The sequence below is a fragment of the Mycobacterium persicum genome (assembly GCF_002086915.1).
Lineage (GTDB): Bacteria > Actinomycetota > Actinomycetes > Mycobacteriales > Mycobacteriaceae > Mycobacterium > Mycobacterium persicum.
Window position 1 is genome coordinate 371,408 of the sequence record NZ_MWQA01000001.1, and the last position, 14,269, is coordinate 385,676.

At 67.0% G+C, this 14,269-nt stretch carries 12 protein-coding genes and 1 other annotated feature; of the genes, 6 read left to right on the forward strand and 6 right to left on the reverse strand.

The genetic code is table 11. The features are described 5' to 3' along the window. Positions 1–60: 60 nt before the first annotated feature. On the forward strand, positions 61–918 hold the full coding sequence (locus B4U45_RS01765) for a DoxX family protein (protein WP_075547934.1): 858 nt from the start codon (positions 61–63) through the stop codon (positions 916–918). A gap of 493 nt (positions 919–1,411) precedes the next feature. On the opposite strand, the gene B4U45_RS01770 is transcribed toward B4U45_RS01765, so the two are convergent. Next, positions 1,412–2,661, reverse strand: a protein-coding gene (locus B4U45_RS01770) for an IS3 family transposase (RefSeq protein WP_219859290.1) whose coding sequence is annotated in 2 segments (ribosomal slippage) — positions 1,412–2,388 and positions 2,388–2,661 — 1,251 coding nt in all. Because the reading frame shifts where the segments join, the coding sequence is not laid out codon by codon here. After that, positions 2,261–2,390, reverse strand: a sequence feature (AL1L pseudoknot). Its footprint overlaps the gene before it by 130 nt. Here B4U45_RS01770 and B4U45_RS01775 point away from each other — a divergent pair. After that, a complete protein-coding gene (locus tag B4U45_RS01775) occupies positions 2,602–3,831 on the forward strand; it encodes an ISAzo13 family transposase (RefSeq protein ID WP_219859291.1) in 1,230 nt (409 codons plus the stop codon). The two genes, B4U45_RS01770 and B4U45_RS01775, sit on opposite strands and share 60 nt — an antisense overlap. Here B4U45_RS01775 and B4U45_RS01780 read toward each other — a convergent pair. The 3 genes from B4U45_RS01780 to B4U45_RS01790 are packed head-to-tail and all read right to left on the reverse strand — an operon-like array spanning position 3,824 to position 7,796. After that, positions 3,824–4,324: a gluconokinase gene (locus B4U45_RS01780; RefSeq protein ID WP_183155007.1), complete on the reverse strand. Its 501-nt coding sequence runs from the start codon at positions 4,322–4,324 to the stop codon at positions 3,824–3,826. The two genes, B4U45_RS01775 and B4U45_RS01780, sit on opposite strands and share 8 nt — an antisense overlap. Continuing rightward, on the reverse strand, positions 4,303–6,288 hold the full coding sequence (locus B4U45_RS01785; protein ID WP_075549072.1) for a DUF7064 domain-containing protein: 1,986 nt from the start codon (positions 6,286–6,288) through the stop codon (positions 4,303–4,305). The genes B4U45_RS01780 and B4U45_RS01785 overlap by 22 nt, the downstream gene beginning before the upstream one ends. 2 nt (positions 6,289–6,290) lie before the next feature. After that, the gene (locus tag B4U45_RS01790) at positions 6,291–7,796 is read right to left on the reverse strand and encodes a carboxylesterase/lipase family protein (protein ID WP_075549073.1); all 1,506 of its coding nucleotides are present in this window, start codon (positions 7,794–7,796) and stop codon (positions 6,291–6,293) included. 78 nt (positions 7,797–7,874) lie between these two features. Here B4U45_RS01790 and B4U45_RS01795 point away from each other — a divergent pair, with 78 nt between their 5' ends. From B4U45_RS01795 to merB, 4 genes are all read left to right on the forward strand, one after another. Continuing rightward, a complete protein-coding gene (locus tag B4U45_RS01795) occupies positions 7,875–8,573 on the forward strand; it encodes a hypothetical protein (RefSeq protein ID WP_075549074.1) in 699 nt (232 codons plus the stop codon). A gap of 176 nt (positions 8,574–8,749) precedes the next feature. Continuing rightward, positions 8,750–9,169 (forward strand): heavy metal-responsive transcriptional regulator, encoded by a 420-nt coding sequence (locus tag B4U45_RS01800; RefSeq protein WP_075549075.1) that lies wholly within the window; start codon positions 8,750–8,752, stop codon positions 9,167–9,169. 6 nt (positions 9,170–9,175) lie between these two features. After that, positions 9,176–9,448, forward strand: coding sequence for a thioredoxin domain-containing protein (locus tag B4U45_RS01805; protein WP_075549076.1), 273 nt, complete (start codon positions 9,176–9,178; stop codon positions 9,446–9,448). After that, positions 9,448–10,107 (forward strand): alkylmercury lyase family protein, encoded by a 660-nt coding sequence (gene merB / locus B4U45_RS01810; protein ID WP_075549077.1) that lies wholly within the window; start codon positions 9,448–9,450, stop codon positions 10,105–10,107. Before B4U45_RS01805 ends, merB begins: the two co-directional genes overlap by 1 nt. Positions 10,108–10,157: 50 nt before the next feature. On the opposite strand, the gene B4U45_RS01815 is transcribed toward merB, so the two are convergent. Together B4U45_RS01815 and B4U45_RS01820 are read right to left on the reverse strand one after the other, a co-directional pair. Then, the gene (locus B4U45_RS01815) at positions 10,158–11,516 is read right to left on the reverse strand and encodes an HNH endonuclease signature motif containing protein (protein WP_219859292.1); all 1,359 of its coding nucleotides are present in this window, start codon (positions 11,514–11,516) and stop codon (positions 10,158–10,160) included. A 76-nt stretch (positions 11,517–11,592) separates the two neighbouring features. After that, positions 11,593–14,217, reverse strand: a complete 2,625-nt coding sequence (locus B4U45_RS01820) for a sugar epimerase family protein (RefSeq protein WP_219859293.1) — start codon at positions 14,215–14,217, stop codon at positions 11,593–11,595. Between the last annotated feature and the right edge of the window lie 52 nt (positions 14,218–14,269).

Genomic DNA, 14,269 nt, shown 5'->3' on the forward strand with positions numbered 1-14,269 from the left:
TGGGGCTGCGGCGACGGCCCGGCCGGTTTGCCGGCACCCGGACCGGGGAATACCCCGCCCATGTTGATTCGCAGAATCGCCCGACCCATGCTGTCAGCGGCGTTCATCGGCCAGGGAGTGGAGTCGCTGCTCAACCCGAAACCCGCGGCGGAAGCCGCCCAGCCCACCGTGAGCGGATTGCGGACGCTGCCCGATCCCGTCGGCAGCAGCATTCCCTCCAATGCCGAGACGTTCGCTCAGATCAACGCGGCCGTCCAGATCGGGGGTGGCGTGCTGCTGGCCACCGGCCGGCTACCTCGTTTCGCCTCGGCGGCGCTGGCGCTGACCGTGATTCCGGGCAACCTTGGCGCCCATATGTTTTGGAGCGAACCCGATCCGGCGGTCAAGGCGCAGAAGCGGCGCGAATTCCTGACCGACCTGAGCCTGCTGGGCGGGTTGATCATCGCCTCGGCGGACACCGCGGGCAAGCCGTCGTTGGCGTGGCGCGGCCGGCGCGCGGCGAGCCGCCTCTCCGAGGCGGTGTCCTCGACGTTGCCGGGATCCGACGACACCGTACTGGGCACTGAGCTAGGAGAGCTCGGCGACAAGATCGTGCACGGCCTGAAGGCCGGAGCCGAGCGTGGCCGGGAGCTGGCCGAGACAGCCGCCGAAAAGAGCGCGCCCTACGCCGAAGCCGCCCTGGAACGCGGCCGCCATCTGGCCGGTACCGCGGCCGAAAAAGGAGCGCCGCTGGCCGAGGCGGCGCGCGCCCGGGGCGAAAAGCTGGCCAGCAAGGCCCGGCAGCGCCGCCTGGAACTCGCCGATACCGTGCGTCACCAGGGTTCCCAGCTCGCCGACACGGCGGTGGCACGCGGCAGCGATCTGGCCGACACCGCACGTGAGCAGGTCAAGCGCCAGGGTAAGCGCCGCCGGAGCTAGCCAGGAAGCGCTCGACGATCGCATCGACGTCCTGACTTAGGGCTCGCGCAGTAATTGCTTAGGTTTTTCTGTTTGGTTTGTTCACACTTGTGGTATGACGCTGCTTGCTGTGGACTCCGATCGGGTCGCCGCCCGTTTGTCGTTGATCCGCCCGCATCTCGATGAGCGGGCGTGGCGGTTGTTGCTCGGCGCGGAGGCCACGGTGTTGGGTCGGGGTGGAATCAAGTGGAGCATCCCGGGTTTGATGCACACCTCGTTTTGTGTGACCGGGGGTGTCCGATCTGACGGTGAGCGTAGTACGTGGACCCTGATCCATTTTCCTGGCTCCGATTGCCGCCCGCCTTTCGCGGTGCTCCGGCCCCGCAGGTGCTGTCAAGCGTAGTTTGCTTGACGGCGCCGAGGACCGGAGCATGCTTTGGCGGATGTGGGGCGGGATCGGCCAGCTCTTTCGGTTACTGCGCAACGGGTTTAGGATAAACGTTCCCCGCCCTCTTTACGTTGTTAGCGGGTGCGCGTAGTAGTCGGCCTCGGCTTCTGCGGGTGGGCGCCGGCCCAGGCGGTGCATGAGCCTGGAGGTGTTGTACCAGCTCACCCACGCCGAGGTCATGTTCTCCAGGTCGGCCAGGGTGTCGATAGGCCCGCTGCGAAACGGAGAACCCTCGCGCACGCACTCGGTTTTGTAGAGCCCGATCGTAGTTTCGGCCAATCCGTTATCCAAAGCGTCCCCGACGGTCCCGATCGAGGGCTTGAGCCCGGCCAACATCAACGATTCACCGAAATGTATTGCGGTATATTGACTTCCGGCGTCGCTGTGATGGATCGTGTCATCGAACGGATGGCCCTGGCGGGCCCGATAGGCCGCGGCGTGGCGCAGCGCGCGTTCGACGAAGTCGGTCGTTTTGCTCAGCGAGCACTCCCAGCCCGCGATCAACCCGGCGTAGGCGTCGATCACGAACGCGGTGTAGCCGAACCCGCCGGTCATCGCCACATAGGTGAATTCTGCCACCTCCAGCAAGTTCGGCGCGGTCACCCGCCAACGCCGCCCAACCAGGTCCGGCGCGCGGGCTGCGGTCGGGTCGGCCTCGGTGGTGCGCGGCGGTCGCCGCGCCCGGGTCACACCGCGCCAGCCATAGCGGCGCATGATTCGTTCCACCGTGCAGCGGGCCGCCGCAATGTTTTGGCGTTGCAGGTGCGCCCACATCTTCAAACTGCCATACAGCGATTCTGGCGGGCGATTGCCCTCGGCGTCGGGTTCGAAGTAGCCGGCCAGGATTTCGGTGATGGTGGTGTCCCACAGGGCCCGTTTCGACGGCGCAGATGCGCGGCGCGCCCAAAAGGTGCGCGGGGCGATCTGCACGCCGTGTATGGCCAGCGCCCGGCAGATCGGTACGACCCCGAAGTCCTCGCGGTGTTCGTCGATGAACTCGCAAATCAGCGGTGTCGCGGGTCGCACTCCCGCGCGAAGAAATGCGTTGCGGCTTTGAGTATTTCGACCGTTTGCTCAAGCTCGCGGTTCTTGCGGCGCAGCTCACGCAGCTCGCGCTTCTCCTCGCTTGAGACCCCAGCTGCCTCACCGGCGTCGACCTCGGCCTGGCGCACCCACTTGCGCAGCGTCTCCGGGCTCATCCCCAGCCGGCCCGAGATCGCGCGCATCGCCGCCCACTCGCTGTCGTAGTCATCGCGGTGCTCGCGGACCAGCCGCACCGCCCTGGCCTTGGTGTTCTCGTCGTACCTGATCGCCATCGCGCCATCCTTCCCTCAAAGGAAGGTGCGCATAAAATCCGGGACGGTTCAAAGCTGGTCGCGGCGGCCGGTGGGGTGCATCCAGACACCGTGGCGCAGGGTGCGCGCGAGTTGGATTCCGACGAACCGATTCCGGGGCGGGTGCGCCGGCCAGGTGCGGGGCGCCCACCGATAGCGGTGACCGATCCCGACCTGCTCACCGCGCTGGATGCGCTAGTGGATCCGGTCTCGCGGGGTGATCCGGAGTCACCGTTGCGCTGGACGATCAAATCGACGGCCAAGCTGGCCGCCGAGCTAGCCGCCAGGGGGCATCGGGTGTCTGCGCGCACGGTGTCCAAGCTGCTCAAACAGGCTGGTTACAGCCTGCAGGCGAACTCGAAAACCATTGAAGGCGCCCAGCATCTGGATCGGGATGCCCAGTTCGGATATCTCAACACCCTCGTCGAACGATTCCAGGCCGGCGGGGATCCGGTGATCAGCGTGGACACCAAGAAAAAGGAACTCGTCGGAAACTACAAAGCCGCTGGCCGCGAATGGGAGCCCGCCGGGTCACCGCGCGAGGTGCAGGTGCACGACTTCGCCGACAAACAGCTGGGCAAGGTAGCTCCCTACGGGGTCTACGACGTCGGCGCCAACACCGGCTGGGTCAACGTCGGCACCGACGCCGACACTGGCCAGTTCGCCGTGGAATCGATCCGCCGCTGGTGGACCACGATGGGCGCCATCAGCTATCCCGGATCAAACAAGCTGCTGATCACGGCTGACTCCGGGGGCTCCAACGGATCCCGGCTGCGGCTGTGGAAAACCGAACTCGCCGCCTTCGCCACCGAGGCCGGACTCGACATCACCGTCTGCCACCTGCCGCCCGGCACCTCCAAATGGAACAAGATCGAACACCGGCTGTTCTCCGCGATCAGCCGTAACTGGCGCGGACGACCCCTGGAATCCCACGAGGTGATCATCGAAACCCTCAGGGCAACAACCACATCCACCGGACTAACCGTAAACGCGGCACTCGACACCACCACCTACCCCCGCGGCATCAAGATCACCGACAAACAGATCGCTGCCCTGCAAGCCACCCAGCTACACCGCCACCAATTCCACGGCGACTGGAACTACACACTCACCGCCCACCACACCCCGACACGCCCGACACCACCTACCTAATTACTGCGCGAGCCCTTAGATCCACGACGACACCCGACTCGTCGCCGGCGAGCGGCTCCAGCGTGTCCAGCTGCGAGCGCAGCAGCGCAGCCGGCATGAAGTGCTCGGTTCGGCCGGCCAGCCGCCGGGCGATCAGTTCCGCCGAGCCGCTCAGATGCAGAAATCGCAGCTGCGGGCAATGCGCTCGCAATTGATCGCGGTGGCTCCGTTTGAGCGCCGAACAGCTGACCACGCCGCCGTCCCGGTGGGCGGCCAGCCACTCCCCCACCCGTCGCAGCCAGGGGTAGCGATCGTCGTCGTCCAGCGGTTGGCCGGTGGCCATCTTGGCGACATTTGCCGGTGGATGCAGCGTGTCGGCATCCAGGAACGGCATGCCCAGCCGCCGGGCGAGGGCAGCGCCCACCGTCGACTTGCCGGACCCGGAAACACCCATCACCACAATGGGACAACGCATCGACGCGCGCGCCGTGGTCATGCCTGGTTGCGATTCCATTCCAGCCAGCCCACACCGCTGCGGCCGTCGGCGGTGCTGACAGCGGCCCAGGCGCGCGGGAATTGGCTTACCCGCCCGTCGACGGCCACCAGCCGCACCGGTGCGTGCGCGCGTACCTCGACGTCCACGGTCAGCTCACCGGGATCTAGGCTTAGTATCGCGCGCAGTGGTAAACCGTTGGGGCCGAAGCTATCTTGAATGCTCACCGTCTGCAGCTCGGTAAGTAGCCCGTCAGCGTCCTGAACGTAGCCGACACTGAAGGCCGGTGCGCCCGGGATTTGGATTCGGACACCGTGCAGGTGGGTGCCGTCGTCGAGGTGCACGGCACTCCACATCCAGTCCATGCCCCACCAATCGCGCACGCCCCAGGAGTGGTCGCGTTGCCCGGGAACGGAGTCGAAGCGGTAGCCGGTCCCATCGACGGTGACGGTTCCCGATACGGTGCAAGGGATTTCGTAGCGCGACGTCATTCGATACCGATAAGGACGGCCGTCGGTGGTCCACACCAGGCGCATCGTGACCTCGACCGGATCTCCGGGCTCCCCGCGCAACAATGCCGCGGGGTCGGCATATGCCTGACCGCGCGCCTGCAGGTCGACGCGATACGTCTGCAGCGGTGCGCCGACGGCGTGACCCAGCTCGATGGCGTCGGTGCGCACCGTCCACGGGTCGTCGGGCAGCGAGACATCGACGTCGACGACGGCCACGGTCGGCATGTCGGGTCCGCATAGCAGCGCATGCACCCATGCGGTGTGCTGATCGGCTATCCGGCCGAGACGGAACCAGCCGCCCAATCCCTGTGGCGCGTCGACGAAGTCGGCGTACCAGCTCTCGCTCCACAGCGGTTCGTCGGTCGGTGGGTGGGCGAGTTCGTCGTCGTCCGAAGGCCGCAGCGGCTCGGGTCGCTCGGCGGCCGGCAGTGTTGCCAACGCGTCGGTGTCCAGCACGTGGTCGCAATGGCGTTGCAGCATCGTCATGAACAACCGGTCACCCCGCTCGGTGCGCTCCACCAGCATCGACGACACGATTGCCATCATGACGCCGAAAAAGCTCTGGCCACGGACACCTTCGGCAACCTCGGTCAGGCTGATCGGCGGCTCGGGCCCCAGCGCTTGGTGATAAGTCCGCAGCAGGTCCTGGTAATGGGCCCGGCGATCTGGCGTCGGTAGCGCACAGCCCAGGAAGTACGCCAGATCGGTCATCGCCGGACCCCAGGAGACGGTCTGCCAGTCGACGACCGTCAACGCCCGGTCGGCTCCGGCTTCGCCGAAAAGCAGGTTGTCCAAACGGTAGTCGCCGTGTACGAGTCCCTGGATGGCGCCTTGAGCGCCTTGTTGGTAGCCGTCGAAAGCGGCGACCAGCCGGTCGCACACGTCCCGGCATCGGGGCGCGATCTGGTCGCCGTAACGCTCGACGAAGCTGCCGTAGAGCGAAGCGATCATCGCCTGATTCAGCGGGGCGTCACGGTTAAGCCACGGCGCGTCGGCCAGCGTCGCGTCGCCGAGCGCCGGCCCGTGCAGCCGTCCCAGCTCCGCGACCGCAAGCCGGGCTTGTTCCATTGTGGCGCCGGCGATTTCGTCGCCGACCACGGCCGGCCCAGCGTCGCCGAGCAGCAGGTCGAATGCGCCGGTCGACACGTCTACCGCCGCGTGGTAACAGGGGGCGACCGGACCATCGAGCCGTGGCGCGATGTCGCGGTAGAACCGGACCTCACGTTGGTAGAGGCCCAATGTCCGGCCGGTCTGCCGGCTCATCGGGTCGGTGGCCGCGACCTTGAGGACTACCGATGGTGGGCCGCCGGCCGCGGCGTACGTCGGCACGACGCGGTAGCACTCGCTCATCTGTCCGGTGCCGATGCGCTCGACGGTGAAACCGGTGACAGTGCCGGCACCGAGCGCCCCGCTCAGCCACGACGCTGTCAGATCGTCGGGTCGTTCGATGACGCGCTCGTTATCGGGATCCATGGTCACTGCACCAGCGAAAAGCCGTCCCAGACCAACCGGCGGTGCTGGTGCGGATCGAACTCGACGCGACACTTGCGGTCGATCACCAGCACGGCTCGCTCGGCGTGCGTATAGGCGGGCCAGTCGTCGCCCGGCACACCGGTCTGGCTGAAAGACCGCCAGCGCCTGATGACGTCGTCACTGACCCGCAGTGCATGTCTGCGGTCGGCGGCAGCGGTCAGCAACGCACCGAACGTGGTCCGGTAGATATCGAAGACGGCAAGCAGTTCGGTCGCGTGGGTAGCCCCGAAACCGGACCAGCGCAGAGCCCGCGGGGCGTAGTCGTAGCGGTAAAGATAGGTGGGGGCGTGCGCGCCGTGCGCCTCGGCGATCTGCCAGGCGGCCGCGTTGAACGCGAAATCCCCGCCAAGTTGGATGCATGCCGACGGCTTGGGGTAATCCGGGTAGGCCGCGGTAATGCGTTGCCGGGTAGCCGGTTCCGCGTCGGCCAGTAGTTCGTCGATCATCGCCTTGTTGGTCGGCAGCATCTTGAGAAAGCGGGTGAACAACCGGCCCTCTTCGGCGTTGGTGCCCACGATCAGCGGCACCTGATGCGATTGCCCGGACCGCATCGCCTCGACGGGATCGACGGGCAGGCAGTCGTCGCCGAAGGTAGGGCCGATCGGGAAGGCGCCCAACCGTTTCTGCATGCCCTGCTCGATCAGGCGGTGCTGGGCTTGGACCAGCTGAGCCGGGGTCGCCCGGAGCAGCGCGCTTGCGGCATCGCGCGGGCGTGCCCCCAGCAGATCGGCAAAGCGTGCCGCGAACTCAGCGGCCAGCTCGCGGGGACGCACCATGCCCGCCGCCGGACTTTCCGAAATCGCCTGCCCAAAAAGGCCTTTCGCGGCTGGCACGGCCAGCAATGTGGCCGTGATGTGAGCGCCGGCGCTTTCCCCGAAGATGGTGACGTTGTCGGGGTCACCACCGAACTGGGCGATGTTGTCCCGGACCCATCGCAACGCCAGCACCAAATCGCGCAGGTACAGGTTGCCGTCGATGGTGATGTCGGCCGTCGACAGCGACGACAGGTCCAGACAGCCCAGCGCACCCAACCGGTAGTTGACCGACACGTAGACGCAGCCCCGCCGCGCCAGCGCGGCGCCGTCGTAGAGCGGGGTGGCCGAGCTGCCCAGGATGTAGCCGCCGCCGTGAATGAAGACCATCACCGGAAGCGGTTCGGTTGCGGGGGCTTCGGGCGTGACGACGTTGAGGGTCAGACAGTCCTCGCTCATCGGCTGGTACTTGCCAACGCCGAGCATCGTGTAGCGACGCTGCTGGGGCGCGCAGTTGGTGAACCCGTGGCAGTGCCGCACACCGGACCAGGGCTGCGCCGGCTGCGGCGCCCGGAAGCGCAGCGGCCCCACCGGCGGCTTGGCGTAGGGGATGGATCGCCAGCGGTGCACGCCGTCGCGGGTGAAGCCCTCGACGATACCGGTGACCGTGCGTGCGCGGACGGTGCGCTCGTGCATAACCCGACGTTAGCGGATTCGCCGGGCACACCGGACGGGCAGCACCTTGAGCCACGCCGAGGCCGCTAGCCTGAATCGATGCGGATCGCGATGCTGGTCGCAGTGCCATTGCTGGTCGCCGGGTGCTCGCACGACATCGGCGGCCGGCCGGGGCAATCGCCAACCAGCACGCCGGCCGGCGCCGTGACGTCGGCGTCGTCGTCGGCGTCGGCGTCGTCGCCGACGAGCAAACCGGCGGCCGGGTCCGCCGCACCGGCGGCCGGCGCCCCGATCTCGGCCGTCATCGCCTGGATCGAAGCAGGCAGGCCGGCCGATCCAGTGCGCTATCACAGCGTGAGCCGCGACGGTGTCACCACCGAGCTGGGCGGCGACATTGCGTTTGCCACCCAGTCCGGCAAAGCGTCGTGTCTGACCGACTCCAAACACACCGGCAGCGCGCTGGTGTGTCTGGTCAGCCTGACCAATCCCCCGCCCGCTCCCGCCACGGCCTACGGCGACTGGAAGGGCGGCTGGGTCGACTTCGACGGGGTGAAATTGCAGGTCGGAGCGTCCCGCGGTGACCCCGGGCCGTTCGTCAACGGCAACGGACCCGAGTTGGCCGACGGGGACTCATTGTCCTTCGGCGACTACCGCTGCCGCGCCGGCCAAGCCGGGCTGTTCTGCGTGAACTACGCCCACCAGTCCGCGGTGCGGCTCAGCGCCGGCGGCGTCGAGCCGTTCGGTTGCCTGCGCCCGGTGCCGCCGCCCGACGGGGTGGGAACGGCGTTCAGCTGCTGAGGTCCTCCACTGCCGGGCGGTTCTGCGTTGCGCCGCGACGATGCCGATATGAATTCGGTACAGACCCCGATTCACCGTCGGCCGCCCGGTGGTACCGCGGCGATCTTCTTCCAGGGCTATCGGCATGTCGTCGCCGGCTTGACTATGTAGTTGAGTACAAGGTTCATGCTTGAGAGGTGAGAACCAGCGAGGTCGCCAGGCAGACGCAGGTCAACGTTCAAACGCTGCGCTACTACGAACGCCGCGGTTTGCTGCCCGAACCCCGGCGGACCCCATCGGGTTACCGGACCTACACGCCGGACGCGGTGCGGGTTGTGCGGTTCGTCAAGCATGCACAGCGGCTTGGATTCACCCTCGATGACATCAAGGATCTGTTGTCTCTGGCCGAGGGCGGTCTCAACTCGTGCGACGAAGCGAGGGCGTTGGCCCGCGCCCGGCTCGCCGAGCTGCAGCAGCGCATCGAGCAACTCGCGGCTATGCGCGATGCGCTCGGCCGACTGACCGCGACCTGTGATCGGCACCCCGCCAAACCGGATTGCCCGATCTTGCATGACATCGAAACAGCCGCCGCCACAACGTCGACCGCTGCGGACTGAACCACTATGCGGATTGAGCTACTCATCTCTCCGGGATGCCCCAATGCCGCCGCCGCCAGGGCGACGATCACCGAATGCCTGGCATCGTTGGGCATCGACATGCCGATAATCGACCGTGTCGGTAGCTATCCGTCACCGACGGTCCTGGTCGACGGGGTTGACGTGATGCGTCCCGAGGCCGGACCAGCTATCGGCAGTGCGTGCAGACTCGACTTACCCACGCCGTCGCGGGTTTTCGACGCATTGCGGGCCAACGCGCCCACGACGACGGAATCCTGATGGCCGACCGGTTCGCGAATACGCCCGAGTCGCCGGCTACCGCCGCCCAGCACCTCCCACCGGTGATCCGGGAACTACACCGAGCTGTACTGCGCCGCTTCCTCGACCATGGCCGATGTCACCGTGACGACCTACGCATGACAGCCACTGCGCTGGGCGTCGAACTCGACGACGCGTTGTACCGACTGGAATCCGACGACCTGGTGCACACCGCGGCTGACGGAGACATCGAGGTCGCCTACCCCTTCTCGGGTAGGCCCACCACGCATACCGCCCATCTGACCGGGCGCCCTCCGGTCGCAGCGATGTGCGCCATCGACGCGCTCGGTATCCCGCTGATGAGCGGAAGCGACGGCGTCATCTACTCCGCCGATCCCGTCAGCCAAACGCGGATACAGATTCGACGCCACGGTAGCGACTGGATATGGCAACCTTCCTCCGCCGTCGTAGTGATCAGCCGAACCGATTGCCCCGGAACCCTGGCCGACACTGCATGCGAGTCGATTGCCTTCCACACCACAGCGCAGGACGCGCAAGCACATCTCGACAGCCATCCCGAACTTCGTGGTGTCGTCCTCGGCCAGGCCGACGCGATCGCCGTCGCCGCCAGCGTATTCGGATCCCTGCTCGCAGCTGACCGAACCACGTCGTCCGGCTAGGGCGTGACGCGAGCAAACTGCTGGGCACCATGCGGATTGGGCCAACCACCCTAGAACCCGTCGTCGGCATCGTCGGTGAGCGACTTCTCGGGATGGTGGAAGCCATTGGTTCGCGGCTGCCCGTGGTCCAGGTGCGGCGGCGGAATCCATTCGGTGTCGCCGTGGCTGTTTTTTCGGGTGCCCCAGCCTTTGTCGAGGAGTCTGTGGTGCGCGCCGCAGGCGAAGGTAAGGTCGTCGATATCGGTGCGATGGATGCCGGCCCACTCCCGCACATGATGGACCTCGCATCGATAACCCGGCGCGTCGCAGCCCGGCGCTGAGCACCCACGATCCTTGGTGTACAAGACAATTCGCTGCCCCGGCGAAGCCAGGCGTTTGGTGTGATACAGAGCCAGGGCTTTGCCGTCGTCGAAGATCGCGAGGTAATGATTCGAGTGGCGGGGTAGGGGGATCACATCTGACATCGGCAGCAGGGTGCCACCGCCAGTGAGGGCCTTACCCGATGCCGATTCCAGTTCTTTGAGCGTGGTGGACACGATGATGCTGGCCGGTAACCCGTTGTGCTGACCCAGTTTCCCGCTGGCCAGCAGGGCACGCAACGCGGCGTTGAGGCCGTCGTGGTTGCGCTGGCTTTCCGAGCGGGTGTCGCGCTGCGCCACGTCTTGGGGCGGCGGTCCGTCGACCACCGGACTCTCGTCCTGCGGGTTGCACATGCCAGGAGCGGCCAGCTTGGCCAGCACAGCGTCCAGCCCGGCTCGCGCTTCCGGGGTCAGCCAACCACTGAGCCGCGACATTCCATCCAACCCCTGCTTGCCCAAGGTCAATCCGCGGCGGCGGGCCCGGTCCTCATCGGTGAAGGTGCCATCGGGATTGAGGCAGTCCATCAGCCGCTGCGCCAGCTTCCCCAACTGGTCGGGGCGAAACCGGGTGGCCAGCCGGGCCAGATGGGCTTCGGATTTCTCCCGAGTCTCGATGTCCACCTCTACCGGCAGGTGACGAACGAAGTCGCGGATCACCCGCACATGCGCCTCGCCGAGGTGCCCGGCGCGCTGAGCGGCAGCGGTGGCGCTCAATTGCGGCGCCAACGGCTCGCCGGTCAGGGCGCGGCGCTCACCGAGCTCGGTGGCCTCGCCTACCCGCCGGCTGGCCTCAGCACGCGTGATCCGCAACCGGCTGGCCAACGCCGAACGCAGCCTGCCGCCCAACTCCTCCTCGCTGGACTGCTCGGCGATCTGATTGATCAGGGCATGTTCGATGCTCGGCAGCTGGCGCCGAACGGTTTCGCAGCGCTCCAGCAGGGCCATGCGTTCAGGGGTGGCCAAGGCGTCGAAGGACAGGTCCTGCAGCCGTGACACAGCCGCCTGCAGCGCGTCGAACGACGCCACCACCGACTCCCGATTCGAACCCATGTTCGAATGCTATCGCGGCGCACCGACAAGAACCCGCCTCCGTCAGAGTCCTGAAACCACAGTGACGCAAGTGATTTCAGTCGCTCGCCGAGCCCCCGGTAGCCAGCTCGAGCACGTGAATCTCCCCCGTGGCGCCGTCAACCTCGATGAGCGCACCGGGCTGCAGGAATCGCGTCGCACCCTGGACGTCGACCACACACGGGAAGCCGAACTCACGGGCCACCACGGCCGCATGGGACATGGGTCCGCCGAGTTCGGTGACCACCGCCGCGGCGTAGCAGAAGGCGGCGGTATAGCCGACGTCGGTGACCTCGGCGACCAGGATCTCTCCCGGCTGCAGGTCATCGATCGTTTCCGGACGAACGATCCGCACCCGCCCTCGGACCCGGCCACCGCAGACGCCGACGCCGCGCAACGTGTCCCCGGCCCCCAACGCGGCCGACGACCCGGTCGATGGCTCCCAAGTCCCGCTGAACACCGTGGGGGGAACGACGGCAGTCAGTCTGCGTTGTTCGGCGCGGCGCCGAGCCACCAGCTCGGCGACGTCGCCGGGCAGCGCGTCGAGCTCATCGACCAACAGGTAGAACACATCATCGGGGGTTTCGACGACACCGGCCGCGACCAGCCGGCGCCCGTACTCGCGCAGCAGATCGCGCAGCACCCAGATCGCGCGGACCATCCTGTCACGACGGACTTCTCGATCCCGGAGCTGACGCGCAGCCAGCAGCGCAACCGGCTTGGCCCGCAACGGGATTGCCGGATGCTGCGGCTCCGGCACGGGCGGGGCGCTCAGCGCCTTGGCCACCATCCGGACCAGCAATTCCGGATTGTCGGCATAGCTGGTCGACAGCATCTCGACCTCAGCCGGACCGCGATGGCCGATCAACGAAAGCTCTTGCAACACCAGGGCGTAGAACTGCGGCGCCGCCACCGCCAGCTTGCCCAGGCGCTCCCCCGGCTCCTGCAGCACACGCATCACGTCGGGATCGCGCCGCGCGGCACTCACTAGCCGCTGCACGGCTTCCACCGGACGCGCGCTCACCAATTGCGGCCCCGCCGCCGGCGCGGTGTCCCGGCCGCACAAAGCACGCAACAACACGTTGAAGGCGGCACACAGCATGAAGGATCCGGATGCCAAGACCCAGCCGTGAACGACGTGGTCTCGGGCCAGCAGGATCAGGCTCAGCAGCCGGCGATCGTCCAGCTGCGCAATGTCGCGGGTCAGATGTTCCAGCCGGTCGACGTCGTCAAAGTAATCACTGGTATCCAGTGGCGAACCAGCGCTCAACCCGACCAGGTTGACGCCGAAAACCCCGATGTTGCGGACCGTGCGCAGCAGTCTGCGGGCTCGCCGTGATTCCGACGGCGGGCGCTCGTCGCCGAAGATTGGCAGCGACGCCATACTCGGGCCGAAGAACCCGCTGTTGCTGACGATCATGGCCGGCTTGGCGAACGGGACTGTCTCGGCCATGAAGTGCGCCGAAGTGATGGCCCCGTACAGTCGGTGGGCGAACACCGCCACCGTTCGCATCGCGATTTCCCGCTGAATCACCCCACCGGGCCGCAGCCGTTCTGCGATACCCACCCCGCCGGCACGCAGTCCGCGTACCGTGACCGACGCCGACGACGGCGAAAACGGACCAGGCAGCGCCTCGGACAAATTCGTGGCCAAGAACGTCGGGAAGCGGGGATCAATCGGGGTGTCGAACTCCCCGTTGACCCCTTGGGGCCCAGCCAATCGGGGAACCACACCGTCCGCCGCCGGGGCGTCGACAGCCGGGAGGTCCTGGATCGTGGCCAGCCGCCAGGGCAGCGATACCCCCCGCCTGCCCACGCAGACCCGGCCGCGCACCGCCAGGACGAAATCTTCGACGGCCTCCTCGGCGGTCCACGCCGGTCGGAATCCCCACTCCTCGTGCAGCCGCGACGTGTCCATCATCGGAACACCTTGCAGCAGTTGGAGTTCGGCGAATGTTGGGACAAGCTGCAGCGCCCCGGAGGCGATCGGCAGAATGGGGCGGCCCAGTGCGGCGGCGATCTGGCGAAAAGTCGGCTGACCCGGCGCGGTCAGGTTCACCGCACCACTGTCGGTACCCAGGATGGCCCGGATCAGCAGGCGCAACACGTCGTCGACGTGGACCACCTGCACGACGGAATCGGCCAACGCGTCGGGCAACACCGGCAATGCCCACACCCGGCGCACCCAATTGTCGACGCTGCGGCCGACGATCAGTGCCGAGCGCACCGTCACCCATTGGGCTCCGGAATCCGCCAGCATCTGCTCAACCCGGGCTTTGTGCCGGCCCTCGATGGAACCTGGTGCGACTTCGGCGTCTTCAGCAGCCGGTGGTTCCCCGGGACGGTAGACGTGGGCGGAGCTGGCGAAGACAATGCGGCCGGTCCCGGAGACCCTCATCGCGTCCAGGACGTTTCCCGTGCCACCGATATTGACCTGGTGGCTGATCTCACTGTCCGGTCCAGGGCTCCTGACCCATGCGCAGTGCGCGACGACGTCGGCGCCGGTGATCGCGAGCCTGACCGCGGCCCCATCCCGGATGTCTGCCGTAACGAAATCAGCTGCACTGGGCCAGCTCTCGGGTCGATGACGGGCGATGCCGATAACCTGGTGGCCTTGGCTGAGCAGTCTGGCGACCAAGCCGCGGCCGAGCACTCCGCTGGCCCCGGTAACCGCGACTTTCACAGGGTCGGTCGGGTCATGGTCACCCGCTCCGCATCGGTTCGTCCTGCATTGT

Bases quoted from the DNA above. Each gene is read 5' to 3' on its own strand.
- B4U45_RS01765 (WP_075547934.1), top strand. From the start codon at position 61: ATGTTGATTCGCAGAATCGCCCGACCCATGCTGTCAGCGGCGTTCATC.
- merB (WP_075549077.1), top strand. From the start codon at position 9,448: ATGGCCGACCGGTTCGCGAATACGCCCGAGTCGCCGGCTACCGCCGCC.
- B4U45_RS01795 (WP_075549074.1), top strand. From the start codon at position 7,875: ATGCGGATCGCGATGCTGGTCGCAGTGCCATTGCTGGTCGCCGGGTGC.
- B4U45_RS01785 (WP_075549072.1), bottom strand. From the start codon at position 6,288: ATGGATCCCGATAACGAGCGCGTCATCGAACGACCCGACGATCTGACA.
- B4U45_RS01805 (WP_075549076.1), top strand. From the start codon at position 9,176: ATGCGGATTGAGCTACTCATCTCTCCGGGATGCCCCAATGCCGCCGCC.
- B4U45_RS01790 (WP_075549073.1), bottom strand. From the start codon at position 7,796: ATGCACGAGCGCACCGTCCGCGCACGCACGGTCACCGGTATCGTCGAG.
- B4U45_RS01780 (WP_183155007.1), bottom strand. From the start codon at position 4,324: ATGGAATCGCAACCAGGCATGACCACGGCGCGCGCGTCGATGCGTTGT.
- B4U45_RS01815 (WP_219859292.1), bottom strand. From the start codon at position 11,516: ATGGGTTCGAATCGGGAGTCGGTGGTGGCGTCGTTCGACGCGCTGCAG.